The sequence below is a fragment of the Salinispira sp. genome, from assembly GCF_059431795.1.
Window position 1 is genome coordinate 1 of record NZ_JBXWXS010000023.1, and the last position, 24,938, is coordinate 24,938.

At 48.6% G+C, this 24,938-nt stretch carries 26 protein-coding genes; 14 read left to right on the forward strand and 12 right to left on the reverse strand.

The window, feature by feature from the left end; all coding sequences use genetic code 11:
* Nucleotides 1–160: 160 nt before the first annotated feature.
* Together AC52PS_RS08060 and AC52PS_RS08065 are read right to left on the reverse strand one after the other, a co-directional pair.
* Nucleotides 161–1,372, reverse strand: a complete 1,212-nt coding sequence (locus AC52PS_RS08060) for an IS256 family transposase (protein ID WP_495562579.1) — start codon at nucleotides 1,370–1,372, stop codon at nucleotides 161–163.
* Nucleotides 1,373–1,429: 57 nt separating this feature from the next.
* Nucleotides 1,430–1,657 carry a hypothetical protein gene (locus AC52PS_RS08065; RefSeq protein ID WP_495562540.1) on the reverse strand — a complete coding sequence of 76 codons (228 nt, stop codon included), beginning with the start codon at nucleotides 1,655–1,657 and terminating at the stop codon, nucleotides 1,430–1,432.
* A 764-nt stretch (nucleotides 1,658–2,421) separates the two neighbouring features.
* Here AC52PS_RS08065 and AC52PS_RS08070 point away from each other — a divergent pair.
* Both AC52PS_RS08070 and AC52PS_RS08075 read left to right on the forward strand, forming a co-directional pair.
* On the forward strand, nucleotides 2,422–2,709 hold the full coding sequence (locus AC52PS_RS08070; RefSeq protein ID WP_495562541.1) for a BrnT family toxin: 288 nt from the start codon (nucleotides 2,422–2,424) through the stop codon (nucleotides 2,707–2,709).
* Nucleotides 2,699–2,977, forward strand: a complete 279-nt coding sequence (locus AC52PS_RS08075) for an antitoxin (protein WP_495562542.1) — start codon at nucleotides 2,699–2,701, stop codon at nucleotides 2,975–2,977. Before AC52PS_RS08070 ends, AC52PS_RS08075 begins: the two co-directional genes overlap by 11 nt.
* Nucleotides 2,978–3,001: 24 nt before the next feature.
* Here AC52PS_RS08075 and dbpA read toward each other — a convergent pair whose 3' ends face one another.
* Entirely contained in the window at nucleotides 3,002–4,384 is a 1,383-nt protein-coding gene (dbpA, locus tag AC52PS_RS08080; protein WP_495562543.1) for an ATP-dependent RNA helicase DbpA, read from the reverse strand.
* A 255-nt stretch (nucleotides 4,385–4,639) separates the two neighbouring features.
* On the opposite strand from dbpA, the gene AC52PS_RS08085 reads away from it, so the two are divergent.
* The 5 genes from AC52PS_RS08085 (at nucleotide 4,640) to AC52PS_RS08105 (ending at nucleotide 8,215) form a co-directional block, all read left to right on the forward strand.
* Complete coding sequence (locus AC52PS_RS08085) at nucleotides 4,640–5,935, forward strand: GNAT family N-acetyltransferase (protein WP_495562544.1); 1,296 nt, start codon at nucleotides 4,640–4,642, stop codon at nucleotides 5,933–5,935.
* On the forward strand, nucleotides 5,932–6,147 hold the full coding sequence (locus tag AC52PS_RS08090) for a hypothetical protein (protein WP_495562545.1): 216 nt from the start codon (nucleotides 5,932–5,934) through the stop codon (nucleotides 6,145–6,147). The genes AC52PS_RS08085 and AC52PS_RS08090 overlap by 4 nt, the downstream gene beginning before the upstream one ends.
* Nucleotides 6,140–6,592: an NUDIX hydrolase gene (locus AC52PS_RS08095; RefSeq protein ID WP_495562546.1), complete on the forward strand. Its 453-nt coding sequence runs from the start codon at nucleotides 6,140–6,142 to the stop codon at nucleotides 6,590–6,592. The genes AC52PS_RS08090 and AC52PS_RS08095 overlap by 8 nt, the downstream gene beginning before the upstream one ends.
* Before the next feature lie 265 nt (nucleotides 6,593–6,857).
* Nucleotides 6,858–7,253, forward strand: a complete 396-nt coding sequence (locus AC52PS_RS08100; protein WP_495562547.1) for a SpoIIAA family protein — start codon at nucleotides 6,858–6,860, stop codon at nucleotides 7,251–7,253.
* A 395-nt stretch (nucleotides 7,254–7,648) separates the two neighbouring features.
* The gene (locus AC52PS_RS08105) at nucleotides 7,649–8,215 is read left to right on the forward strand and encodes a hypothetical protein (protein ID WP_495562548.1); all 567 of its coding nucleotides are present in this window, start codon (nucleotides 7,649–7,651) and stop codon (nucleotides 8,213–8,215) included.
* Here the strand turns inward: AC52PS_RS08105 and AC52PS_RS08110 are convergent.
* The 6 genes from AC52PS_RS08110 to AC52PS_RS08135 form a co-directional block, all read right to left on the reverse strand.
* Entirely contained in the window at nucleotides 8,205–9,566 is a 1,362-nt protein-coding gene (locus AC52PS_RS08110) for a sensor histidine kinase (RefSeq protein WP_495562549.1), read from the reverse strand. The genes AC52PS_RS08105 and AC52PS_RS08110 overlap by 11 nt on opposite strands.
* Entirely contained in the window at nucleotides 9,563–10,258 is a 696-nt protein-coding gene (locus AC52PS_RS08115; RefSeq protein ID WP_495562550.1) for a response regulator transcription factor, read from the reverse strand. Before AC52PS_RS08115 ends, AC52PS_RS08110 begins: the two co-directional genes overlap by 4 nt.
* Before the next feature lie 71 nt (nucleotides 10,259–10,329).
* Nucleotides 10,330–10,620 carry a PG0541 family transporter-associated protein gene (locus AC52PS_RS08120; protein WP_495562551.1) on the reverse strand — a complete coding sequence of 97 codons (291 nt, stop codon included), beginning with the start codon at nucleotides 10,618–10,620 and terminating at the stop codon, nucleotides 10,330–10,332.
* Entirely contained in the window at nucleotides 10,607–13,825 is a 3,219-nt protein-coding gene (locus tag AC52PS_RS08125; RefSeq protein ID WP_495562552.1) for an efflux RND transporter permease subunit, read from the reverse strand. Before AC52PS_RS08125 ends, AC52PS_RS08120 begins: the two co-directional genes overlap by 14 nt.
* Nucleotides 13,822–14,790 (reverse strand): efflux RND transporter periplasmic adaptor subunit, encoded by a 969-nt coding sequence (locus tag AC52PS_RS08130; protein ID WP_495562553.1) that lies wholly within the window; start codon nucleotides 14,788–14,790, stop codon nucleotides 13,822–13,824. Before AC52PS_RS08130 ends, AC52PS_RS08125 begins: the two co-directional genes overlap by 4 nt.
* A 9-nt stretch (nucleotides 14,791–14,799) precedes the next feature.
* Nucleotides 14,800–16,191, reverse strand: a complete 1,392-nt coding sequence (locus AC52PS_RS08135; RefSeq protein ID WP_495562554.1) for a TolC family protein — start codon at nucleotides 16,189–16,191, stop codon at nucleotides 14,800–14,802.
* A gap of 303 nt (nucleotides 16,192–16,494) precedes the next feature.
* Here AC52PS_RS08135 and AC52PS_RS08140 point away from each other — a divergent pair, with 303 nt between their 5' ends.
* The 3 genes from AC52PS_RS08140 (at nucleotide 16,495) to AC52PS_RS08150 (ending at nucleotide 19,366) form a co-directional block, all read left to right on the forward strand.
* Nucleotides 16,495–16,791 carry a GNAT family N-acetyltransferase gene (locus AC52PS_RS08140; protein WP_495562555.1) on the forward strand — a complete coding sequence of 99 codons (297 nt, stop codon included), beginning with the start codon at nucleotides 16,495–16,497 and terminating at the stop codon, nucleotides 16,789–16,791.
* 84 nt (nucleotides 16,792–16,875) lie between these two features.
* Complete coding sequence (locus AC52PS_RS08145; RefSeq protein ID WP_495562556.1) at nucleotides 16,876–17,244, forward strand: GNAT family N-acetyltransferase; 369 nt, start codon at nucleotides 16,876–16,878, stop codon at nucleotides 17,242–17,244.
* 301 nt (nucleotides 17,245–17,545) lie between these two features.
* The gene (locus AC52PS_RS08150) at nucleotides 17,546–19,366 is read left to right on the forward strand and encodes a PAS domain-containing protein (RefSeq protein ID WP_495562557.1); all 1,821 of its coding nucleotides are present in this window, start codon (nucleotides 17,546–17,548) and stop codon (nucleotides 19,364–19,366) included.
* Between the two features lie 144 nt (nucleotides 19,367–19,510).
* Here the strand turns inward: AC52PS_RS08150 and AC52PS_RS08155 are convergent, their stop codons facing one another.
* From AC52PS_RS08155 to AC52PS_RS08165, 3 genes are all read right to left on the reverse strand, one after another.
* Complete coding sequence (locus AC52PS_RS08155) at nucleotides 19,511–20,185, reverse strand: NAD(P)H-dependent oxidoreductase (protein WP_495562558.1); 675 nt, start codon at nucleotides 20,183–20,185, stop codon at nucleotides 19,511–19,513.
* Nucleotides 20,182–20,709 (reverse strand): NAD(P)H-dependent oxidoreductase, encoded by a 528-nt coding sequence (locus tag AC52PS_RS08160; protein WP_495562559.1) that lies wholly within the window; start codon nucleotides 20,707–20,709, stop codon nucleotides 20,182–20,184. Before AC52PS_RS08160 ends, AC52PS_RS08155 begins: the two co-directional genes overlap by 4 nt.
* 121 nt (nucleotides 20,710–20,830) lie before the next feature.
* Entirely contained in the window at nucleotides 20,831–21,421 is a 591-nt protein-coding gene (locus AC52PS_RS08165) for a TetR/AcrR family transcriptional regulator (protein WP_495562560.1), read from the reverse strand.
* A gap of 88 nt (nucleotides 21,422–21,509) precedes the next feature.
* Between AC52PS_RS08165 and AC52PS_RS08170 the strand changes: the two genes are divergently transcribed.
* From AC52PS_RS08170 to AC52PS_RS08185, 4 genes are all read left to right on the forward strand, one after another.
* Nucleotides 21,510–22,481 (forward strand): alpha/beta hydrolase, encoded by a 972-nt coding sequence (locus AC52PS_RS08170; RefSeq protein ID WP_495562561.1) that lies wholly within the window; start codon nucleotides 21,510–21,512, stop codon nucleotides 22,479–22,481.
* Between the two features lie 225 nt (nucleotides 22,482–22,706).
* Nucleotides 22,707–23,183, forward strand: a complete 477-nt coding sequence (locus tag AC52PS_RS08175) for a DUF302 domain-containing protein (RefSeq protein ID WP_495562562.1) — start codon at nucleotides 22,707–22,709, stop codon at nucleotides 23,181–23,183.
* Between the two features lie 387 nt (nucleotides 23,184–23,570).
* Nucleotides 23,571–24,554 carry a permease gene (locus AC52PS_RS08180; protein ID WP_495562563.1) on the forward strand — a complete coding sequence of 328 codons (984 nt, stop codon included), beginning with the start codon at nucleotides 23,571–23,573 and terminating at the stop codon, nucleotides 24,552–24,554.
* Between the two features lie 47 nt (nucleotides 24,555–24,601).
* Entirely contained in the window at nucleotides 24,602–24,835 is a 234-nt protein-coding gene (locus AC52PS_RS08185; protein ID WP_495562564.1) for a thioredoxin family protein, read from the forward strand.
* The last annotated feature ends 103 nt before the right edge of the window (nucleotides 24,836–24,938 follow it).

Genomic DNA, 24,938 nt, shown 5'->3' on the forward strand with positions numbered 1-24,938 from the left:
CAGCCGTAGAAATTGTGGTTTCGGTCAGAGATGACCGGAATGGTGGAGTAATTCAGGTTTGTGCTTTATCACTCAACCTGGAAAACAAGGAAAGTCACTTCCGAATACCGAGTTTTTGCCTCATTTAGAGTCTGTAATTTTTCCCGTGTAAATGCCTAATCTATTCATCTGAAAAGCGGTCTCCATATTCAAGCTGAAACCTATTCATTGCCGGTTTCCAAGCACGTAATGGCATAGTCCACTTTTTTGAAGCCTGCTGTATTGCTAAATATACGATCTTAAAAGCAGACTTGTCATTCGGAAATATCCTCCTATTCTTGATTGCCTTGCGGATTACACTGTTGAGAGATTCAATGGCATTGGTAGTGTAAATTATTTTTCGTATCTCATCCGGGTAGTCAAATATGGTTATGAGATGCTCCCAATGACGGTGCCACATTTTACTAATCGAGCCATAGTTTCCATCCCATTTTTCAGCAAAGTTAGCCAGTTCCCGCTCTGCCTCTTCCAGATTGATTGAAGAGTAGATGGCTTTCAAATCTGCTGCAGCTTCTTTGCGGTGCTTGTAGGACACATATTTGAGTGAGTTTCGAACCATGTGGACGATACAGAGCTGAACTTTTGTTCTGGGATATACGGTATTTATTGCATCCGGGAACCCGGTCAGACCATCAACACAGGCGATGAAAATGTCCTGAACTCCACGATTCTGAAGTTCTGTCAGCACCGATAGCCAGAACTTCGCACCTTCATTTTCAGAGATCCACAGCCCCAAAAGCTCTTTATTGCCCTCTGAGGTGATTCCTAAGGCCAAATAGATTGCTTTTTTGACTACTCGCTTATCCTGATGAACTTTAACGACAATACAATCCAGGTAAATAATGGGATACAGGCTTTCTAACGGGCGGTTCTGCCACTGCTCAACTTCCTCGATAACAGAATCTGTTACCTGGGAAATGAGTGAATGAGAAACATCAACTCCGTACATTTCTTTGAGCGTATCAGCAATATCTCTGGTGGTTTGGCCTTTGGCGTACAGCGTCAGAATCTTCTGATCAAAGCCCAGGAGTCTGCGCTGCCCTTTCTTAACGATGGAGGGTTCAAATTCTGAATCCCGGTCTCGTGGTGTTTCAATTTCCAGTTCTCCGGAATCTGTTTTAACAGTTTTTGAATTGTAGCCATTCCGGCTATTTTTCTTGTTATGCCCTTTACGTGAATGCTTTTCATACCCAAGATGGTCATCCATCTCGGCGTTCAGGGCCTTTTCAATTGTGAGCTTCATTAACCGGCCAAGGGGATCAGCCAAGTCAGCCTCGGATTTCATCCCTTTTGCCAGTTCGGCAGCTAATTCTTCTAAACGATCTTCATCAATCATGATACTGTTCATCCTAACTCCTATGCCCTCATTGGGCTATTAAGAATTAGGCAGTTACACAGTTTTATTTACAGACTCCTCATTTAACGAAAATACGAGGGTTTTGAGAGGTGCCCTTTCAATTATCAATAATAATTTAGCTTTCAACACGTCATCTTTTAAAGCCTTGATGTTGCCAGAACCAGAACCGGGACTACCTTCGTAAGGGCGACATTGAGAATCATATGTTATTTGATACTTGTCGTTGAAAGCAACATCTCTTTCATCTGATCCAGCTGTCATCGATATTACATAAAATTTGTTACCATCTTCATCAAAAAAACACACAAAGTAATTTCTTTGTTTGACATAAAAACTCCTTAATCTATTTCGGAAAGTTCTTTTAGGTATTCATCTTCTAAGAAATTTTTTATCTCCACATATTGCTACTCGAACCCGTGCGTTAGTTTTTTACATCTCTACATACTTGATCTAAAATAATGATGGTGCAATCCGGACAGAATTTTCATTTTCCGTATTACACCTGAATTGTCTTCAATTTCAGCACCCGGGATTTGATGTATTCCCTGGTGCATTCTTTGGAAGTTGTAGTAATCAATAAAATCAGAAATGATTTTTTTGATCTGCTGCCTCACATACTCCCGACTCGGATTTTCTGTTATCCCCCATTTAACTATTTTCCGGGATTTCAGCTTGAGAATGATCAGCAGGTAAAACCTCCTGCCAAACATAGTATCGATAGTCATGAAATCCATCGCTAATAATGAATCCCAATGCATCTTTAGAAACTTTTTCCAGGAACCGCTAGGACTGAATCATTCCTTGCTTCCGGAATGCGCTGATACTTTAATTCACTGTTGTGTGATGAATCTCGACATTAATCTTCTTCAGTTCATTGGTAATATTCTTACATCAATGGCTACATACCCGAGCAGCAATCCAGAGGATTGCGGCCAGGGATGGAAAGGAGACTATATCAGATTAAAATTTGAAATACTAAATCTCCTGTTGTTTCCAAAAGGCACACATGGTGATATATTTTGCATATGGATAAATCATTTCAGTGGAATGATAATAAGAATCAAAAGCTCATAGCTGATAGGGGCATATCATTCGAGGAAGCAGTATTTTCCATAATGAATGGCGGGGTAATCGATATAGTGAAGCACCCCAATAATGAAAAATATCCTAATCAGCAGATATTCGTCATAACACTGAACGACTATGTTTATCTTGTACCATTTGTGGAGTCTGAGGATGAAATCTTTCTGAAAACTATCATCCCCAGTCGAAAAGCGAAAAAACAATATTCAGGGGGTAAAGATGAGTCTTGATGATTATGAAATTGATATTCTCGAACAGTACGAATCCGGAAAACTGGAGTCGCTCGCCCCTTCTCCAGATACACTACAGAAATATGCTGAAATTGCCGGAACAACACTCAAGAAAAACAAGCGCGTAAACATCCGTCTTTCTGAGCATGATCTGATTGCTATCCAGAGAAAGGCTATTCAGGAGGGACTACCCTATCAAACACTGATAGCCAGTCTGATTCATAAATATACCACCGGGTTGCTCGTTGAGAAACAAAAAGCCGGCTGATTTTCTACTGGAGGACCGGCCCATTTAATTCTTGTGCAACATTGCTTTAAAGCGCCGACCCTTAATCCTGTGCTGTTCCAGCAACTCTATTCCTGCCCCGCTGTATGCGCGCTTAACCGCAACAAAGGTAATGTAATCCAGGCGGTCAATTTTACCGATTGCATTGCCGGGAATTTTGCCCCCCGCAGTGAGTGCGCCTAGGAGGTCACCGGCTGAAATTTTGTTTTTACGACCACCGTTAATTGAAAGGGTTACCATTTCGGGCATTGTTGCAGCAGCGCAATTAGAACTGTCCCATTCCCGGGCTTCTTCAAACGTAAAACTGCTGCCGAAGTATTCATTTAAACCGTCAATTCTGTGCCGCTGGCCCGGCTTGCCCAGGGTATATACAGAGCCTTCTTTTCCCGCACGACCGGTCCGCCCTGCCCGGTGGACGTAGGTTTCTACATCCAAGGGCATGTCGTAATTGATTACGGTTTCAAGATCGCTGATATCCAAGCCCCGGGCTGCGACGTCGGTTGCAATTAGCACCCTGCAGCTGCGGTTGGAGAAGCGGATAAGTACTTCGGTTCGATCCTTCTGCTCCAGATCGCCATGGAGGGCAAGACATTGCACACCAAGACGTCCTAATTCCGTACTGAGCCGGCGCACACCGTCTTTCATGTTGCAGAAAATAACGGTGGACTCGGGACTGTGCTCCCCGAGAATACCGGCGATGACCATTGCTTTGTCTGTCGGCTGTACGGGGTAGAAATACTGTGCGATAACACCCTCATCGTGATGGGTATCTATCTTAATTTCCTTTGGGCTGACAAGCATATCACTACAGAGTTCACGGATTTCATCGGAAAAAGTCGCAGAAAAACAGAGGCTCTGATGTATCGCCGGCAGATCCCGCATAATGCCCTCGATTTGATCGATGAATCCCATATCAAGCATTCGGTCCGCCTCGTCCAGAACAAATGTAGTAACGCTGTCCAGCTTGAGGCTTCCCTTTTCCAGATGTTTCAAAACCCGTCCAGGCGTTCCCACAATAATATGTGCCCGGTGTTTCAAGGACAGCTCCTGTTTGGACATGGGCAGCCCGCCTGTAATGCTCAGTACTTTTATATTATGTTTGAACTTTGCCAGCCGCCGCAGCTCATCAGCAACCTGATCAGATAATTCCCGTGTGGGACAGAGAATGAGAGATTGGACAATAAAATTTTCAGACTTGAGGTTTTCCAATAATCCAATGCCAAAAGCAGCCGTCTTACCGCTGCCCGTCTTCGCCTGGGCGAGAATATCGTGCTTTTTCAACACAAGCGGAATACACGTTTCCTGGATTGGCGTCATTGTTGAATATTTGAGTTTATCAAGGTTGGCGATCATCTCAGAAGAAAGGCTTATTGCCGAAAATGGTTTCATACGCGGAATATATAGTATCAGGAGCATTAATACTACTTTTCAGCAAAAGCCGCAGGCTAAACACTCCTGTGTTGTACCCCGTTTCCTTTGCCTTTTACAGGAATCCACTTCTTGTTTTTTATCTGACTCAGTAATCCGGGCAATATGATCTATCGGAATATCATGAGGAATCATTTTCAGTAGAAATCAGACCGGACCCGGTTTATTCCCAGGAAATAAAATTGCTTAGGTTCCTGCATCCTGATACCATACACAATGCCTTCGAACATCCAGCTCGTTCAGCTCCATGAATCTCACCTTCCAATTCTTTATAAATGGAAGTGCTCAGAAAAGACACCTGAATATTACACATGCAGACCGGTACAGAACATCATCCCCTCCTTTGAAGAATATAGCGAAAAAATCTTAGCCAGGATTTCCTCAGCCGATACCGTTGATATGGCTGTGATTGATGGCGATTCCATGGAGCTGTTAGGGCATATCTTCGGATTCGATATTAACCCCAGAAACAAGAGCATCGAAATTGGCTACTATTTTCCGGAGCAGTCACGAAGAAAAGGTTATGGAAGAGCCGCTCTTGCTCAATTATGCAATAACCTTTTCACCAATCATGACATCAATAAAATCTATGCAACAACCGGTGAGTTCAACAAACCTTCCATTGCGGTACTGGAGCACTGTAATTTTCACATGGATGGAAGAAACCGGGAACATTACTGGATAGACGATCAACGGTATGATCAGCTGATCTTTTCTCTTCTACGGGAAGAATGGGTACAAAAACGCGGAACGCTCCTTTCCGGCGGCAACATGAATTCACCAATGCTGAAACAAAACAGAATCTACAAATCAGCCACAGAATCTTCTTCTACAATCCATCGCTTACTACGGCATCTGGAACGGAAGGGAATAACATGGGTACCCCAATCATATGGTATTGAAGACGGCAGTCATATTCTCTCATATATAGAAGGAACAACTGCAGATGAGGAGCAGTGGTTGTGGAACGAGGAGCTGCTTCGTGAAATAGCTCAGCGGATGCGGGAGTATCACGACGCAACGGTTGATTTTAAAATTGTGCCTAAAGACATCTTCTTTCAGGTATTACAGGAGCCTCATGAGGTAATCTGCCATAACGACTTTGCCCCATACAACTGTATATTCAAGGACCAGCAGTTTATTGGGTTGATCGATTTCGATGTCTGTTCCCCCGGCTCACGGATCTGGGATTTGGCGTATACTGCATATCGCTTTATTCCTCTTTATCCAACAGAGATTGTTCACAACAATCCTGCATCTCCTTTTACACTGGAGGAGATGATCTGCCGCTTGTCCATTTTTATCAAAGCCTATGCTGGCATGAAGACAGAATTGTGTTATCCGCTGAAAGCCATTGTTAAAAAGACCGTTGAACGGCTGTCATCTTTGGCCACATGGACTGACAGCTTTGCGGAAGAATCCGGCAAAACGGAACTTCACGGGCATGCCGCAATGTACCGGGATCGCGCAGAATGGCTTCAAAAATATTTTATTGCCGGGATGGTCGAATGAACCAAAGACCACGCCACATCCACATAACCGGCGCATCAGGGTCAGGAACAACTACCCTCGGTAATGCCCTGGCACAAGTTCTACCGGCTAAACACGAGAAGTGGCTTGAGCTCATTACTTGCCCCATTCTGAGAATCGATGGAGACACCACTATTGAAGACCGCATGGAACGGGTCATCAATTCCATAAAACTGGGATGTATCAATGTTTAAGGGAAAAGATAATATCAGAGTAAAAACCATTTGCATCTTTGAGCATGAAAACAAACTGTTTCTCTCAAGAGCATGGGACCATGTCAAAGAAAACTATTATTACAGGCCCATAGGCGGAACAGTGGAGTTCGGAGAACGAACCGAAGAAACAATCCATCGTGAAATCTCCGAAGAGCTCAATACACAGATAAGGAACCTCAATCTGTATACGGTTGTTGAGAATATTTTCCGATGCGATGGAATAGACGGGCATGAAATCATGTTCATATATCGGGCTGAATTCGTGGATGATCTCGATTATGAGAACAAGACCTTCTCCATCACAGAATCAGATGGACAAATATTTGAAGCAAGCTGGGAGCCAATTCAAAATATTATTGAAGGGAAGATCCGACTGGTTCCAGAAGGCTTGATGGAAATAATAAAAACTAATGGGAAGTTATAACTGGAAATACAAACAGCTCGATGGTGTGACATATCACATCCTCCGGCAAACTGAGATCGCCCAGTACCTCGATGAATTCATACTCAAGGAATGGCAAGCAGATCATGACGAGCAATTGGACCCACCCCGGCTGGTCGATGCAGAAGCATATTTCCAGTTATCTTAGTGCATGGATATATCTAACCCCATACATTACAATTTATACATGACCATAGGTTAAGACCCTTCATGAAATACCTATGTTCAAGTAGAGGATGGATGAAAAGTGGTCGAACATGGTGAGGCTATCATTGAGGATCGGGAATATTACATCAGAATTGAATTGAATGGATCTTTTAATCTCGAAGGTGCCCGGCGTTATCTTACCCAATATCGGGAGCATGTGCAAAGGCGCGCAGAAAAACCCTTCGGTATCCTGGTAAACAGCAATCATTACACCGGACTTTCGCCGGATGCTGCCCATCTCTCAGACGAATTCAATGATTGGCTGAACTGTATAAATGGATTTGTCGGCAAAGCAATCGTTTCAAATAGTCAGGCAATCCTAAATGTGAGCTATTTCATGCAACCAGCCACCAGTGTGCAGAGAAAGCAGATATTCTCCGATGAGGCCGAAGCCGAGCGCTGGCTCATAGCCCTGGTGAAGGACGAGGAGGGCTGAAAGCAAGAGTTTCAGAAAAACTGTAGTTCTCTTGAAGCCAGTTCATAAATACTGTTCCAGCATCTAGCTAAATTGAATCATAGGCTGTGAATATATGGAATCCCGATTCTTCCGAGTCCTTTTTTCTGCAGAGCAAATTCACAACGATGTTCCCCACCCCCCCAACCTGGCTCTTCCCGGAATATGGAACATTTCCGCTTTCCCAGCTCCCGAAAAGCATAATTAAGGGAGCAGGTATTGAGGGCTTTCCAACTGACGTAAATATTTCGGTTTTAGGATGTGCTCTTCACCAGGAGATAAACAAAAAGATTATCTCCCGTTATGTCCCTGTAATGGGATTATGGAAATATATACCCTATTCTCCTTGCATACCTACAACCATAAGGAGAACATGTATGAAATATGCAGGACCCTTAGCTTTGTTTGCTTTAATCTGCTCCCTTCCAATAAATGCTCAGCAGGCACCGGAGGGCTGGAGCCAGTGGAAGGCCGAAATTCTTGCCAGCACCGAAACACTGGAATTGAGGGAAGTACTGGTTACCGATTACGACGAGAATCTGCAGGAGATCCGCAAACGCAGGGTATCACCGAAGATGGCATCACGTAACTTTGCGGGTGCAGGAAGTTCTCTCTCCGAAGAGATGAGCATAGAAACCCTTCCGGGTATGTATTTTACTATTCCCTGGGACTACACGAAAAGCCGTTCAATCGAACAGCCCGGGAGATCCGGTGCCGTCGGCATAGAAATGTTTGCTGATGGCCAGCGTCAGGTTCGGGGGGAGATCTGGTATGGTCGGCGTAGCGGCGAGCTCATTGAAAGCAGCCTGAGCTTCGACGGCAATGATCTTCCCCGTATCCAGGTGAACTATGCTGACAATCAGATAGATTCGATAATCATCCGCACAGTCCCGGCGCCGGGCCTGTTTTCAGCGGATTTCCGGGATGTGTTGTTTATATATTGAGCACCGTAGCAGGAAATGGTTCCTGATCGGATGCTGTGGGTATTTGAATAGTAAAACGTACACCACCAAGGGGTGAGTCCTGGAGACTGAGTTTCCCCCGATGGGAATGGATAATGGACTGGGCGGAGTTTAAGCCCAGTCCGGTGCCTGGAGCACTGCGGGAACTTTCGCCCCGGTAAAAATGTTCGAACACCCGTTCCTTTTCGGCATCGGGGATTCCGGGCCCCGAATCATCAAAGTCGATAATAACATAACCGGCTTCCTCCCGGGCGGATACGCTGACCCGGCTGCCCCGGGGGCAATAGCGAATTGAGTTCTCAAACAGGTTCTCAAATGCCCGATGGAGCATTCTGCGGTCGCCATGAATATGTGTATTCGCCGGAATTTCAACCTGGAAATCAAACTCCACCCCCCGAACCGGGCTCTCCTCGGCGAAGGTTTCCGCCACGGCCCGCAGAAAATCCTCTGCATCGATACGCTCAAAATTCCTTTGCCAGTCCAAGGTCTCTATTTTGGCAAAGTCGATCAGCTCCTGAATGCGCTGCTCCAGAAGAAACGATTTATCCCTGATGACATCCAGGTATCGTTGCTGTTCTTCCACAGAATCGTAGACCTGGTCCCTGATCACCTCGACATAACCGAGAATTGAAGTCAGAGGACTTTTCAGATCATGGGAAATCGCAAGGAGGAAGCGGTGGCGGTACTCTTCGGAATCATTGAGCATGCTTCGCATGCGCTCATAGGCTTCGAAAACCGGAGCGATTGCCGGATCCCGGGGCACCTCGAGTATCAGATCGAGGCTGCCCCCGGCGATGGCGCTGGCCGCCACTTCCAGTCCACTCAACTGGCGCTTGAGCCCCCTCAGAAATATCCAGCTGCCCACCGCGGGGATCAGGAGGAAAAATAAGAGCGATACGAACAAAAGTCGGATACCCGTTCCAGTCTGAAATCCAAATATACGGGAAGGGATAATGGTGTAATAGGCGACGCCCTCGCTGCCCTGGAAGCGAAACCGGACGATATTGATATTCCCTCCATCCGGGGAAGTGACCAATCCATCCTCAGAATCGGCATCATCCAGAGCAATCGTTCCCTCGTACAACTCATCCCGCTGGTAGACCTGCCTTCCGTCGTCGAGGATCACCGTATAGATCCGCCCATTCGGCGACGGATCGGTCTCCTCGGCAAGAATACTCTCAAGTTCCAGGCGAACCAGATGGGGCAGCGGTTCGAGGTTATCAAGCTCTCCGAAACGCAGTGGGAGGATAAACAGGTACGCGCTGAGGATGAAGGCGAAGGGAAAAAGTATGGTGATTATTTGTATGGCCAGAAGACGGTTATACAGATTCACGCCAGCCCCCCGCGGGTGAACATGTACCCGAACCCATAGACGGTGGTCAAATATATGGGATTGGCAGGATCCTCCTCAACTTTCTGACGGAGCCGCTGAATATGGACGCTGACGGTGGTCAAGTCGCCGTATTTATTGCCCCACACCGCTTCGTAGAGCTCATTCTGACTGATGGGTTTTCCCTCGCTCTCACACAGTACGGCAAGGATGCTCACTTCCTTGGGACTGAGGCCGACCCTCTCCCCATCTTTCTTGAGAATTTGGTCATCCGGAGCGAAGCGGTACGGTCCGAATTCGATAATCCTGCCTCCACTCTCATTCTGCCGCCGCTCCCGCCGTAGATGCGCCCTCACACGGGCAGCGAGTACCTTAGGCGAAAAAGGCTTCTCAACGAAATCATCGGCGCCGTACCCGAAGCCGAGGATCATATCGGCATCATCGATCCGGGCTGATACGATGATCACCGGAATATCCCATTTTCTCCGGAACGCCTGCAGGAATTCATAACCGTCCATTCCGGGCAAATTCAGGTCCAGCAGAAGCAGCTGGAAATCCTCATGTGAATCCAGAAGAACGGAAGCTTCCTCTGCGCTGGAGACGTGGTGAATATCGATGCCTTCCCGCTTTAAATACAGCTGAATCAGTTCCGCGATTTCCACATCATCTTCGATGATCAGCACTTTCGCCTGCATTGCCTTCCTCCGGAGTCAATCCGCCCCCCTCGCCTTTCTGCCGACCGAATCATGGCCGGCATTAGATTCACCTACCAGGCGATGGCGGATTCCAGGGAAAATGCCGCCACGCCGCTGCGGGGGAAGCGCCGACGAATTTCATTAAGAGCTTTCCGCACTTCGACAGCACCGTCCTGGTCAGTATAAATCACAAAGAGGGCATTTTCCTCAGGCCAGACGGCATCCCCCTGCCGCTGGCCCTTGATTCCCCGTCCCTGAACCGGCGACGTAGAAGTATAATACACCGTATCGCCTGCCTCGTGCAGCCGCTTTCTCAGTTCAGCCTCTATGGTAGCGTCGCAAATAATCTCAATTCGGTTCATCACCAGTCTCCTCTTGTTCAACGATTTGCCCTGCACCGGGGTGCTCATCTTCCAATCCGGGTTCATTTCCTGCCGGTATCGTAGCTGACTTCACGACAACATCGCGGATCGCTGTGGCTTTCTCTTCCCGGGAGAAAATCAGATGGTACAAAACCGGTACCATGATCAGGGTGGTGACCGTATTAACCGTCAGGCCGCCGACCACCGTAACTCCCAGGGGCTGCATCAAGGCCGCTCCGTCACCGGTGAAAAAGGCCAGTGGAACCATGGCCAGGACCGTAGTCAGGGTGGTCATAAGGATTGGTCTCAAACGGGAGGTACCGCCCTCGAGGCAGGCTTCGGTGAGAGCGCTCCCCCGCTTCCGCATCAAGTTGATGTAATCCACCAGGACGATGCCGTTGTTGACGACGATGCCCACCAACATGATTACCCCGATGAGGGAGATCATGCTGAACTCGATGCCCATATACAAGTATATGCCGATGACTCCCAGAGACAGCATGGGCATGGCAAGGATAACAATGAACGGCGCTCGCAGGGACTCGAACTGAGCCACCATGACACCGAAAACCAAGAGGGCCGCCAGGCCGAGTATCATCAGAAGGCCGGCTCCGGTCTCAGCGATTTCATCAATAGCGCCACCGATCTCGATCCTTATGTCCGGGGATAGCACCGCTTCAGCGGCAATCAGCTCACGCACTTCCCGGTCGACGAAATTCGCACTGGCCCCTTCGGTAAAACTCCCGCCGATAGTCACACTGCGCCGGGTATCACGGTGGTTGATTGCAACAGGGCTGTCGTTCTCGATCAGGGTTGCGAAACTGGAGATAGGAATTCGCTGGCCCTGGGCGTTGGGAACAATGATTTTCTCAAAGTCTTCCAGGGTCAGGGTGTCTTCCGGCCGGAGACGCACCAGGACATCGTAGTCATCTCCTTCCTCATTATACGTCGTGGCGGTGACACCAGAAAGTTGGGCCCGCAACTCGTTGGCAATACTGCTGCTGTTCAGACCGAGATCAAAGGCTTTCTGGCGATCGATGGCAATCTCAAGCTGAGGAAGGCCTCGAACCAAATCAATACCGATATCCCGCAATTCAGAGGTCTCTTCCTCAAGCAGGGCCTGGACTTCCAGAGCCGATTCGAAAAGTTCTTCCAGATCTCCGTCGCTGGATAAGATGATTGTCAGGTCGCTCCCTCCGGCCATGGCGGCGGCGCCTCCCACACCCTGGGTCTCCTGAACCGAAAACTCGATACCGGGAATCCGGCTGGCGATTTCTTCAAGCTGCCTCAGCATTACCCCGGCATCGACGGTGCGATCAGCGAGATCCGGCAGACTGAGAACCATCAAGCCATCTCGCGCACTGGGGGAACCAGCGGTCTGGATGATATTCTCATAGCCATCCATTTCCTGTTCAACGAAGTACTCAATTTGCTCAAGGGATTCTTTGGTTTTTGCCAGGGTGGTGCCAACTGGCAACTCAATATCCACCTGGATGCTTTCGCTTGCCTGGCTCGGCAGCAGATTGATTCCCAGCTTGGACACCTGGGCGAAGCTGAAAACCAGGAGAAGCAGGGAAATACCTATGGTCAGCCAGCGGTATTTCAGGGCGGCTTTCAGTACCCCATGGTATCCCCGGGCAATGGCCTCCAGGCCGTTCTCTATGCTGCGGTCTATCCATCGAAACAACGGATTCCTGATATCCTCGTTGCGATGCACTTCCACGTGCAGATAATGCCCCGAAAGTACCGGCACCAGGAAAATTGCCACAAGCAGTGAGGATATCAGCGACAGGATTACCGTAAACGCCAGATCGTTGAGGATGGCGCCGAAGCTGCCGATCTCGTCTCCGAAAATCAGGATGGGAAGGAATACGGCGATGGTGGTGAGAATCGAAGCGGTGATGGGCGCAACCATCTCCTGGGTCCCGAAACGGGCTGCAGCCTCAAGAGGCGCACCATTCTGCCGATGGCGGAAGATATTTTCCAGGATAACGATGGACGCATCGACAATCATGCCGACCCCAAGGGTCAAGCCGGTGAGCGCAATAATATTGAAGGTTTTACCCGCCAGACTCATTCCCAGGATGGTGATGATGATTGAGACTGGAATGGAGACAGCTACGATAAGCGTGCTTTTTATCTGTCGAAGGAAGATTAGCAGAATAAGTACGCTGCACAGCACCCCGATCACCGCGGCGTTTAACACCTGGCTGAGGGACTGCACGATAATCCCTGAGGAATCCGAGAGGATGGATATTTCAATTCCCTCGGGCAGCTGGAGTCGAAGCTCTTCAACGGCCTGGGTGAGATTCCGGGCGACTTCCACGGTATTGGAACCGCTTTGCTTGTAGGCCAGCAGGTTGATTCCCGTTTCGCCGTTCACCAGCACCCGGGAGGTTTCATCCTCCAGGGCATATCGCACATCGGCGATATCCCGCAGGAATACCGATCGGGTTTCCTGACCCACCGGGATCACGGTAATCTGGGTGTTCCGGATATCATCGAGGCTGTCATAAGAACCGCTAGTGGTAATCAGCAGGTCCCGTTCACCTGAGGTGAAGGAGCCGGCCCCGAGACTTCGATTTTGGGATCCCAGCACCGAAGCGACGACCCCGGCGCTGAGGCCGTAAGCCGATAGCCGCTCCTGATATAAAGCAACTTCGATGATGGTCGCCCGGTTGCCGGTGATGTCAACCTGGGCAACCGAGGGGACCTGCTCGAGCCTGGGCTTTAGCAGGTCCTCCGCAAGGTCGGTTAGCTCATCCAGATTCCGCTCGCCCTGAATCACCACCTGCATTACCGGGCTCGAATTCGGGTCAAACTGCTGGACCACGGGCTTTCGTGCATCCCCCGGCAGTGCGTTGGCGATCTCATCGAGCTTCCGGCGCACTTCGTCGGCATGGGCATCGGCATCCGTTCCCCAGCTGAACTCCATGACAATCTGACTGAATCCCTCCGAGGATGTGGAGGTCAGCAGCTTCAGTCCGGAAATATTCAGCAGGGAGTCCTCCAGTACATTGGTCACCGCCGACTCAACCTCCTCGGGACCCGCCGCAGGATAGACGGTGGTCACCGCCACAAACGGTGGCGAAAGGTCCGGCAGCAGGTCGATGGGGATGTCCCCAATGGTGAAAAGCCCCACCAGCACCAGCAGGACGAACACTGTCACAACGGTCATCGGACGGGAGAGAATAGTCTTGATCATGAATCTCCCCTTTCGATGAGATCGGCAAGGTTGCCGGCAACAGCAGGTCCTTGTTCCCGGGAGACGATGCGTGCCCTGCTGCCATCGCTGAGCAAAGTCTGGCCTGCGCTAACCACCAGATCTCCGGCCTCCAACCCGCTGATGATTTCAACCAGGCCGTCAACCTGCAACCCCGGCTCCACGGGTACCAGTTTCGTAATCTCACCCTCTATCAAGTACACGGCATATCCGCCTCCTCGCTGAAGAAGGGCTTGAGAGGGAATCCGGATTGCATTTTCAAGGGTATCGGTGACAATGGTGAGATTGGTCAGCATACCGGATTTTAATACCCCGGCGCTTTCATTCAAGGTGATGGTGATTTCCATGGTCCGGGATCGAACGTCGATTACCGGGGAGAGCTCGGCTACCCGGCCGGTGACTACCCGGTCCGGGGCAGATGCGACTTCAACGTAGACCCGCTGGCCGGCTGCCACCTTCCACACATCCCGCTCGGCAACCTGGGCCACGATTTCCAGGCTGCTGAGCTGAGATATTTGGAACACCGGCACCGACTGGGTTACCATAGACCCGATCTCGCTGACGATGCGGGTTACCGTTCCGGATATCGGTGCACGGATCGGGCTTGCAACGAAGGTCGATCCGGGCCGGGATGAGTCAACGCTGCCCAGGATCTGATCCCTCCGAACGAACTGACCCACCCGGACATCAAGGGAAACCAGTTCGCCGGCGGTATCCGGTAGAACATCTACTGTTGACGAGGCCCGAACATCGCCGTTCAATCGCAGGTACTCCTGCAGATTCCCTACTGTCGCGCTGACCACTTCCACCGGATTGGCAGCTTGATCAATACCGGGAGAATCCGCCGGGCCAGCGTCATTCGCACCGAAGCGGGGAGCCAGGAAGAAAAACGCCGCGCCGAGGCCGGCGATAATGATAACCGTTACAATGGCCTTTGAATGCTTCATAATCCACCTCTATTCTGCGACGTCGAAGTCGCGATTCAGTAAGTATTCGAGATCAAACAAGTAACTGAGATACCGGTACTTCTCGTTCAGAAGATTGAGCTGGGCCTGGCGCAACTCGTCCTCGGCCACATCGACGTCCAGCTGGCTCCGTGAGCCGGCGTTGTACGCATCTTCAACCAGGGACCGGTTTCGTTCATTGGTTCGCAGGGTCAGCTCCAGAGTGCCAATGCTTCGAAGTGAAGCGGATAAGGATTCAAGCAGATTAGCTATTTCAACTTCGCCTGTATCCCGGATCGCATCCTCCTGGAGCTGGAGAGAGCGGATAGCGTTTTCTTGCGCCGCCTGATTTACCCTGGCGGCAGATCCGGGCAGATAATTACCCAGGGGAACGCTGATGGTCAGCGAAAGGCTGCCGCCATCAACCCATCGGTCGGCCCATTCCTCGCTGAACAGATTCGACCAGTTGTCGCCGTTGTAGGGATCCACCAAAGAAGGGGATAACGAGCCGGACAGCACCAGGCTGGGCAGGAAATCGCCATGGCGTGCAGCATCCTTCTGAATTCGAGCAAGTTCGATGGCGCTTCGCTGCAATCGGACATCGAAGCGTTCATCCACGAAGATCATTTCTTCATTCACGCCCATTTCCGGGACGGTAATGTCGCCAAGAAGCTCCAAATCTATCGACTGATCGATGCCGAGACTCTGTTTAAATAGGGATAATGCATAATCGTAGGCCCGTTGGGCTTCACTGATATTGGGGCCCATGTTCTCATAGGCTACCTGTGCATTGAGCACAGCGATCTCCGGTACGAAGCCGTTCTCAAAGTCAGCCAGGGTCTGAAGATACCTGGCCTCCATGGTGTCCCGGGATTCGCTGAGGATCTGGATCTGCGCTTCCTGGAGGATCAGGGCGTAGAAATTTTTTTTCAAATCCCGTTCCAGGCGTTTGGCAGCCTCTTCATAGGAAATCAGGCTGGCGGCATAATCAGCCCTCAAAGCTTCGATTCCGTCGAACATGGCTAATGAAATCGGAAGTGATCCCGAAAGGCTGAGATTCAGTATATTCGGATCGACAGAATATTCCTGACTAATCACCCGATCGTACACCCCCGCACCCGGTGCAAGCTCAGATGTGGGATCGGGGAACAACAGCGTTCCTTCCTCAGTGCGATTATTGCGAATCAGCGTTGCATCGAGGCGGATATCGGGGTAAAACACATTAAACGCGCTGTCCAGCGCGGACTTTTTCGTCTGCACGTCCAGTTCCGCAATCTGTATGCTTAAGTTCTCTTCAAGACCCCGTCCAATTACTTCTTCGAGGGTCAGTCGCATTTCCTGCCCGCTGACGCCGCTGAGGGGCATCAGGGCGAATATCAGCAACGAAACGATCTTCCATCTCATGCATTCCTCCTGGTAACGCCCGTAATATACCGTCGGCTCCGGGTGTTACGAATAACGGAGGAATAACACCGGCATTAACAACTTGTTTATATTTAACCGCATTCAATGGCTCAGACTCCTCATTCAGGAGATTTTCCTTTTCAGTGAGCTAGCGCTAAGTTCACGGATTGCTAATCACGTCCATTGAGCGAGTCAAAGTCGCCCTCATCAACGATTATCAAATTCAAATCACGAGGTTCCGGTACAGCTTATAGGATCTGCATTTGTATTGGTCGCACATACATCCTGTAAAATTATGACGCGTTGAAGATATCAACGAAAAAAATCAGCCTGATCGGGCACGCAGCCAGGGAAGTTTGGTCAATTTGGGTTGATGATTCTTACAGGCAGAAAGGAATCGGGTCACTACTGCTGAATCAGGCCGAGAAGGAGGCTATTCGAAAAAGTGCATTATATTCACATGTCTATACTCATGATTTCCAAGCACCAGAATTTTACCTACGTCATGGATATGCGCGTCATAGTGCAATTCAGGATCTACCTCCCGGAGCTCAGAAAATTTTATTGATTAAATCTTTACAAGCCATCATTCATGAGTAAATATAGCCTATGAAACACAACGTCAGCTTCCGGTCATATCACCAACGAGATAATGAGTTCCTCTTCAATTTGCTGAAACTCAGTATGGCAGAACAAATTATCGAAAATTATGGCGAATGGGATGATGGTATTGAATTGACTTACCTGGAAGAGTCTATTACAAATTACCCATACGAAATTATTTTATTGGACAGTAAAGAAGTTGGATGTCTATCAATTCAGGAATCGACACACCAATATTTTATCAACGAAATCCAATTGCTACCCGAGTATCAATCACAAGGCATAGGAACCGAAATAGTAAAACGCCTTATTCGAAAAGCAGAGGTATACAACAAATCTATTCGTCTCGAAGTGTTCCATACAAATACCGCGGCAATAAAATTATACGAGCGACTTGGATTTATCAAAATCGACGAAAACGAAAAGCACACTGTAATGAAACATTCATAAGACTGAACAGCAGCATTCCCAACAATAATCTCCCTCTCGTCCCCTCCCTAAAAGCACAATTGGTAGCATAAATCTGATACCTAATAAGCTGGTCGGTCACGTAGCAATCTGCCCGCCTATGCATCCGGAGTAGCCGAGTATGGGCAGGCACAAACTTCCTTGTAAATTAAAGAAACCGGACAGCCATCATAAATGCTGGCGAGCTATGGTATCACCTGATAAATGCCGCGCAGAAATATCCATCAGAGAAAATTCAACCTTGTAAAAAATGAATTATACTTGAGTAAGGGGTGGCGATATTATGTCAAATGAGTACAAAAAGACATTGCTGCTCGTTGAAGATGACCCAATCGTCGCAATCTCAGAAAAAAAATCCCTGAGTAAATATGGATACCATATCATCACAGCGGGTACCGGGGAGAAAGCAGTCAAGCTGGTAGATTCAAATCCGGAAATATCCTTGATTCTGATGGATATCGATCTGGGAGCAGGCATTGACGGTACCGAGTCGGCCGCCAGTATCCTCAAACGCCATCAAATCCCGATCGTTTTCTTATCAAGTCATAGTGAACGTGAAATCGTTGAGAAAACGGAACGGATTACCTCCTATGGTTATGTGGTGAAGAACTCTTCCATAACGGTACTGGATGCTTCAATTAAGATGGCCTTTAAGTTATTTAATGCATCTATGAAGGAGCAGGAGAAGGAAGCTGCTCTACGAAAAAATGAAGAAATGATGCGTAACTCTGAATCTTTGGCTCATATTTGTTCATATTCAACTGATCTAATTGAGACTGATATCGATAAAAGCGCATGGGTTTGTTCGCCGAACTTTTACAATGTGTTTGGAATAGATGAATCATATCCGCACACGATTGCCGGGTGGTCAGCGTTCCTGCACCCGGATTTTCGTGAATCCACATATGCGTATCATGAGCAGGTGGTGCGAGAAAGATCAACTTTCGACCTTGAGTACAAGATTATCCGTATCAACGACGGTGCGGAACGCTGGGTACACGGCACCGGCAAACTTGAATTCGATGAAAGTGGAACCCCGATTCGGATGCACGGCGCAATACAGGACATCACCGAGCGGAAAGAAGTAGAAGAAACCCTCATACGGACAAAGCGCTTACTTTCTGAATCTGAGCAAGTCGGCCAAGTAGGCGGCTGGGAACTGAATATAGATACCGGAGAACAGAACTGGACCGAGGAGACGTATCGAATTCATGAAGTCGATCTCGATTTTGATCTCTCCTTGGAAAAATCAATGAGCTTCTATACAGAGGAATCCAAGCCTTCAATTGAAAATGCAATTCGGGGTGCAATTGAATTAGAAAAACCATTCGATGTGGAGCTGGAATTAATCACCGCAAAAAACAATCGACGCCACGTTCATGCCATAGGAAAACCTGATCTGGAAAAACGCAGGGTTTTCGGTTTCTTTCAGGATATTACATATCGAAAATCGGTTGAAGAGGAAATCAAACGGCAGTTATCAGAAAAAGAGACCCTTCTCAAAGAAGTTCATCACCGAATCAAGAATAATATAGCTTCGATTGAAGCATTGCTGTTGATGCAAGCGGATGAGATTACAAACCCTGAAGCGATAAATTCGCTGAAGCTCGCCATTTCACGAGTTCAAGGAGTCCGCGTCCTCTATGAAAAATTACTTGTGGATCAGCAATATGAAGTTGTTTCGATCAGGAGCTACATTAATGAATTGCTCAACTCCCTCCTTTCCGTGTATCCCGAGCATAGCTCCTTATCCATTGAAAAAAATATTGCAGAGGTAAGTCTAAATTCAAATAAAGCGGTACTGATCGGAATCATCATCAATGAACTGGTCACAAATATCCTCAAACATGCATTCCACGGTGAAACGGGCAAACATATACGAATCGATTTTACTACCGGATCTGATCATACCGTCCTGATCATACAAGATGACGGTATCGGCTTTTCCGAGGAATCGCCTTCAAAAGACTCTTCCGGTTTCGGCCTGACTATAGTTAAATTGCTCGCTGAACAACTTTCCGGTAAACTCAGTATCAAGAAGAACCGCGGAACTACATTCACAATCGTCTTTAATACACTGATCACAGCTGCAAGCCAACCATAACCACGAGATTCCCCCTATCCAGGGGTAACACTCTCTGATAACTGAGAAACCTGAAATACAATAGTTGGGTAACTCGTGGAAAAATGGTCAATGGCGAATGAACACGTCTTTTCCGATGAGGATTTTGTGCTATCCCCGGAAGTCTCAGTCCGCATACGGCCGGTCAAAACGACGGGAGAATGCGCCGTGGGCCCTGAGCCTGCCGATCCAGTAGATATTTAGAATTCCAAGGGGAAGAACCATCCGCATGATCAATATGGTGAGCCGCCCTAATTTGCGGGGCCTTGCCAGACGCTTGATTGTATTCGGGTCCGGCTTCCCGCCTGTTGCAATACTCTTCCCGATTTCATGAAGAGAAGAAAAAAGTTTGGCATTCATTTTCGCTGGCATCAGTCTGATCCCCTCGCTGCCGGCCTTTTTCACTATCCCCAGCTGTTGAGCCCCGAGACGGCCAGTTACTTTTATCAGGTAGCGTTCGCAAAGCTCCAGATGGATGGAATCGGGAAAACCACAGTGAATAATCCATAAAAGCTTCTTCCCCTTCAAAGCATCCCTGCCCAAATCTTCCAGCCACTCCTTGAGAATGCCTGGAACGAAATCGGCATAGAGGGGAAACGCGATACAAAGGATGTCGCTCTCTATTAACGCAGAGGAAAGTCCTTCGAACCTTCGCTCTTTCCGCAAATCGCGGATTTCCAGCTCCGGTGCTTCACCGCTGAGGGAACTTTCGTTTGCAATTCCTATGGCAAGCTGTTCCAGAAGCACCCGGGAGTTACTCGACGTTCCCCGGGGACTGGCGTTTATCAGTACATGCTTCATTCCACACCCCCGGTCTGTTCCGCTGGCAAAAATTCGACAAAATCCACTCTCGAGTAGAAGTTTTTCACAAGCCGGTCAAAATATGATCGGGCAATTTCCCGGTCCTCCGCATCGGTGTCCGACTCCTCAAGTAAAATAGCCGCCAGGGCGGGGTAGCAATCATAGCGTTTTCGATGGTGTACTTCTCCCCCTATGAGGGAAAAATACGGATGAATGAGGGGAATCATTCGCTCGATGAAGCGTTTAAGCCCCGATGAAATTCCGCCCATTGTCAGTGCAGCGATAAAAACAACCCTCTCACTATGCAGGATTGACCGATAGAGCTCATCGATCCCATCATCGATGCTGCACATCCCGGGGGTAGCCCACCAGCAATTCCAGCATCCAGTGCAGTATTTCAAATCGAGTTTTTCAAGATCGAAAACAGTATAATCTGAATCCCCCTGATCATTTGCACGCAGCTGTTCCTTTGCTTCGCAGATTCTCGGATTATTCTCCGGATTATTGCAGATAAGGGTTATCATCAGCTTTCTCCCGATACAACGAGTATTTCCTTCTATATACGTAAACAATCAGCATAGTGCATTTTGTTACTGGAAAGCATCCAACGCTGACGAATGTGGTTATTTTCCTGCAGATCGGCCGCTACAGAGAAATCCCCATAAGCTCGAGCAGCCCCGGAGCAGCCATGGCAGAAAACCAGTACGCCAAAACCCGGCTGTCCTCCGGGCAGCCCCTGAGCACCCAATTTCGTGCAGATGCCAGCAGAGCCCCTGAGAGATAGGCGGCAGTCAGTCCAGCTCTCTCCTCATCCCATTCTACTCCGGCGTTTTTTCTCAAGGGCCGGTGAAGCTGATATGACATAGCTTCAGTGGCGATCCGTACTGTTTCTAGAACCGAAGCACCCCGGGGATCGGTAAATAGTGGTCGGTATAATGAAAGATTATCTTCGATGTGAGCGAAGAAGTAATAGCTGAGGGGACGCTTATTCAGGAGAAGGCTGTCTGGATCGAGACCGCACTCCAATAGAGAGCTCTCCATAGGTGCGAAAGCTTCCTTAAGTACTTCCCCAATACATTCGCCGGGTGACCGGAAATGGGCATAAAATGCGCTTCGGCTCACATCAGCCTTTTGACATATTTCAGCCACAGAAAGTCCGTCGAAGCCCCTGGCACTAAACATGTTTTTCACCGCCTGAAGAATATCACGGCGAATGCGTTTTGATCGGGGATCCATACGGTCAGTATACATCTAGACTACAGCTGTACGCAAAAATTATTGAAAAGTTAACTATATTTTTACATATCCGTGTAAAGGAGGGCTTATGAAGCTCAAAAGCTGGCAGGGCGTACCTGCAATTGGTGAGAAAAGTTATTATCGGGACCGGATAGAATGGCGTAATCTCGAACGCCGGCTGCCCGAACCATTTCGCTTCAGCGGCAACAGCGAACCACAAGAGTGCTTCAAGAAGTATCGGGGTTGGGAGGTACACCTGGATATCTGGGAAAATTTATCCTCAGAAAAGACGCTGATCCTGTGTCATGGCGGCGGGGGAAACGGTCGCCTGGTGAGCTTTCTCGCCCCCGCAATGCTGGATGTGGGATACCGGGTCATCTGTCCCGATCTCCCCGGCTACGGCCTAACCGTTCGGCAGCGCAGAAAAAAGATCAGCTATAATCTCTGGGCGGACATTATTGCAGACATTGCCCGGGAGGAATTCCGGAACGGATCAGGCAGGCTGCAATTTATGGGTCTAAGCCTTGGCGGTCTGCTGGCTTATGGCGCTGCAATGCGCTGCGGTTCGGAAATCGCCGGGGGAATCATTGCCACAACCTTGTTAGATACCCGCCGACCGGATTTATTTGCCAGAGCAGCCAGGCTTCCTGCACTGGGATATATTAGCTATGCCATGCGTGGGCTGCTGGGACTTCTTGCAGGCCGGCTACGCCTGCCCATGCGACTTATTGCTCCCATGGAAAAAATAACCAATGATCCCCTGCTCAGCGGACTCATTGCCTCGGACCCGATCTCGGGGGATACCCGGACTCAGTTGTGTTTCCTGCTTAGTCTGATTAGTTATGACATTGCAGTGGAGCCGGAGAATGCAGAGATCCCCCTGTTAGTGGCTCATCCCGGACTTGACCCCTGGACCGGCCCCGAGCTCTCCCGGCCGTTTTTCGAACGCTATGGTGGCCCCAGGCATTGGGTGGATCTGCCGGGATGCGGGCATTTTCCCATTGAAGAGCCGGGGTTTAGCTCTTTGGTCGACGCAATTCGGGATTTTTCAGCACAATAGCATAATGGAAAAACTTCTTTCCCACAGAGCCCCGTCATCACCCTGGTCGTGTACTTCAAAAACGCAGACTCCTGCTCACGGAAGCTCAGTACTGTATTGATTGGTATCAATTTACATCCCATTGTTGCGGTCCCCAGAAAAAACGAGGATATTTTTATTGACAATTAAATTATAATAGTATATTGATAACTATATATATAAAATATATTATATTTAGGAGCTAATATGAAAAAGCCAATCCTTTGGGGCCTTGCGGGAATAAGCGCAGGAGTCCTTCTCACCGTACTTATTGTAGCACTTGCAACCCCTTCGGTTATGTTGAAAGAAGCCCAATCCCGTTTCAATTCTTTCGAAGAAGCCACCACCGCTTTTGAAGCTGCAGTATCGGAGCAGGGATGGAAGCTGCCAACAATCCATGACCTCCAGGGGACTATGGAGAAATACAATTATGATGTGGATGCTGTAAAGGTATACGAGCTTTGCCATCCTGATCACGCTTCAAAAATCCTTGCACTGGACGATGAGCGAATTGTGTCCTCAATGATGCCCTGTCGCGTATCTATTTATAAAAAGTCTGACGGAAAAGTATATGTATCCTGGATGAACACAGGACTCATGGGGGGCCTCTTCGGTGGCGTAATTGCCGAGGTAATGAATGAGGCATCTTCTGACAGTCTAGAAATGATACAGAGCATTCTCTAAACCTAGTTCCTGTGGCTTCTTATACACGGCCACAGGCTCCTTTTTTCCAGTCTTTCCGACGAGTTAAATATCAACATCATACTGATAATAACCCAGAGTAAGGATAACACTGCCCTGGGTCCATCACTGCCAAATATTGAGCTGCAACACATCCAGCACACCCAACAGCACGCACACGCAGAGTGGGCGTGCTTGGAGCAACAGCATTATTCTGAACCGGTTCTATTCCCCAAGAGCCTTCAACTGGTCTTTTTTTCGATCATCCCCAAACCTGGCATAAGACACTTGATAAAACAATTTTATTACTTTACATTTTGCTAATTATCGAAACGTATTCCGTGTGTATTTGCTTGTCGCTGCGGGATACTGATTTTCCAGGAGAGGTGCATGCAGATATTCACCACCATTGCAGACCTGATCAGCTACCGCCTGCTGGGGCTCCAGAGCGAAACCCGGCTGGGAGAAGCTGTGCATTTCTTTATTGAAGATGTAACAAAAATATATGTTTTACTGACCATCATGATTTACATCATCTCCTTTTTGAGAGCAGGACTTGATACCGACCGAATCCGTAAATTTCTTTCCGGGAAGCATCGTCTGGCGGGATACGCTCTTGCATCCGGATTCGGTGCAATTACTCCATTCTGCTCCTGCTCCAGTATACCGCTGTTCCTCGGCTTTACATCCGCCCGTATCCCGCTGGGAATAACCATGGCCTTCCTGATCACATCGCCGATGATCAATGAAGTGGCTATTCTCCTTCTGGGGTCGCTGTTCGGCATCAAGTTCCTTCTGATTTATGTTATCACCGGTCTGAGCGCAGGTATCCTCGGAGGAATATTTATCGATCTCATCGGTGCTGAGAAATACCTCATGCCCATAGGACACAAGGCTGTTTCCATGGGGGAAACGGGGCGTGAAATTCCTACAGAGAGTATAGAACACCGGCGGCTCACGATGGGCGAACGTCACCGTTTCGCCATACATGAGTTCAAGACCATATTTTTGCGGGTGTGGCTTTGGGTGATCCTTGGAGTCGGTATCGGCTCGTTTCTCCATGGATTTATTCCCGAAGGCTATATAGAGAATATGCTGTCAGGGAAAGAATGGTGGACGGTTCCCGCTGCGGTGGTGGTGGGAATTCCCCTGTATTCTAATGCCAGCGGAATTATTCCCGTGGCTCAGACCCTTCTTGCCAAGGGCTTACCAATGGGTACAACCCTGGCATTCATGATGAGCGTTGTCGCCGCCAGTATCCCCGAGTTCACCATGCTGCGGCAAGTCATGAAACCCCGCTTATTGCTCATATTCTTTTTGATGTTACTCACATTTTTCACCCTAGCCGGATGGCTGTTCAATATATTTATGTGAAGATATCCGGAGCAGAAAGCTCTGGAACCAATAACAAGGAGTTTGCTATGAAAATTGAAATTCTCGGAGGCGGATGCACCCGTTGTGATCAACTGTACGCCAGCACTGTGAAGGCGGTGGAGTCCAATCAGATCGAAGCCGAAGTGGTAAAGGATACCGAATACGATTCTATTATTAAATACGGAATTACCTCCACTCCGGCTCTGGTGGTTGACGGACAGCTTAAAAGCAGCGGCAAGGTATTAAAAAGCGATGAGGTTCTGGCAATTCTCAAGCAATAGATCGGTCCCATCCTGAGCTGAAAACCGCGAATTTCTCATAGCCCATCCTCACCGGCCATGGATTCATTCGGTCAATAGAGGCAATTTCAAAAATCGCTGATTT

Excerpts from the sequence above, each read along its gene's own strand:
- AC52PS_RS08065 (WP_495562540.1), bottom strand. The coding sequence starts at position 1,657 with ATGACAGCTGGATCAGATGAAAGAGATGTTGCTTTCAACGACAAGTAT.
- AC52PS_RS08070 (WP_495562541.1), top strand. The coding sequence starts at position 2,422 with ATGGATAAATCATTTCAGTGGAATGATAATAAGAATCAAAAGCTCATA.
- AC52PS_RS08075 (WP_495562542.1), top strand. The coding sequence starts at position 2,699 with ATGAGTCTTGATGATTATGAAATTGATATTCTCGAACAGTACGAATCC.
- dbpA (WP_495562543.1), bottom strand. The coding sequence starts at position 4,384 with ATGAAACCATTTTCGGCAATAAGCCTTTCTTCTGAGATGATCGCCAAC.
- AC52PS_RS08085 (WP_495562544.1), top strand. The coding sequence starts at position 4,640 with ATGCCTTCGAACATCCAGCTCGTTCAGCTCCATGAATCTCACCTTCCA.
- AC52PS_RS08090 (WP_495562545.1), top strand. The coding sequence starts at position 5,932 with ATGAACCAAAGACCACGCCACATCCACATAACCGGCGCATCAGGGTCA.
- AC52PS_RS08095 (WP_495562546.1), top strand. The coding sequence starts at position 6,140 with ATGTTTAAGGGAAAAGATAATATCAGAGTAAAAACCATTTGCATCTTT.
- AC52PS_RS08105 (WP_495562548.1), top strand. The coding sequence starts at position 7,649 with ATGAAATATGCAGGACCCTTAGCTTTGTTTGCTTTAATCTGCTCCCTT.
- AC52PS_RS08115 (WP_495562550.1), bottom strand. The coding sequence starts at position 10,258 with ATGCAGGCGAAAGTGCTGATCATCGAAGATGATGTGGAAATCGCGGAA.
- AC52PS_RS08120 (WP_495562551.1), bottom strand. The coding sequence starts at position 10,620 with ATGAACCGAATTGAGATTATTTGCGACGCTACCATAGAGGCTGAACTG.
- AC52PS_RS08125 (WP_495562552.1), bottom strand. The coding sequence starts at position 13,825 with ATGATCAAGACTATTCTCTCCCGTCCGATGACCGTTGTGACAGTGTTC.
- AC52PS_RS08130 (WP_495562553.1), bottom strand. The coding sequence starts at position 14,790 with ATGAAGCATTCAAAGGCCATTGTAACGGTTATCATTATCGCCGGCCTC.
- AC52PS_RS08135 (WP_495562554.1), bottom strand. The coding sequence starts at position 16,191 with ATGAGATGGAAGATCGTTTCGTTGCTGATATTCGCCCTGATGCCCCTC.
- AC52PS_RS08145 (WP_495562556.1), top strand. The coding sequence starts at position 16,876 with ATGGCAGAACAAATTATCGAAAATTATGGCGAATGGGATGATGGTATT.
- AC52PS_RS08150 (WP_495562557.1), top strand. The coding sequence starts at position 17,546 with ATGTCAAATGAGTACAAAAAGACATTGCTGCTCGTTGAAGATGACCCA.
- AC52PS_RS08155 (WP_495562558.1), bottom strand. The coding sequence starts at position 20,185 with ATGAAGCATGTACTGATAAACGCCAGTCCCCGGGGAACGTCGAGTAAC.
- AC52PS_RS08160 (WP_495562559.1), bottom strand. The coding sequence starts at position 20,709 with ATGATAACCCTTATCTGCAATAATCCGGAGAATAATCCGAGAATCTGC.
- AC52PS_RS08165 (WP_495562560.1), bottom strand. The coding sequence starts at position 21,421 with ATGGATCCCCGATCAAAACGCATTCGCCGTGATATTCTTCAGGCGGTG.
- AC52PS_RS08170 (WP_495562561.1), top strand. The coding sequence starts at position 21,510 with ATGAAGCTCAAAAGCTGGCAGGGCGTACCTGCAATTGGTGAGAAAAGT.
- AC52PS_RS08175 (WP_495562562.1), top strand. The coding sequence starts at position 22,707 with ATGAAAAAGCCAATCCTTTGGGGCCTTGCGGGAATAAGCGCAGGAGTC.
- AC52PS_RS08180 (WP_495562563.1), top strand. The coding sequence starts at position 23,571 with ATGCAGATATTCACCACCATTGCAGACCTGATCAGCTACCGCCTGCTG.
- AC52PS_RS08185 (WP_495562564.1), top strand. The coding sequence starts at position 24,602 with ATGAAAATTGAAATTCTCGGAGGCGGATGCACCCGTTGTGATCAACTG.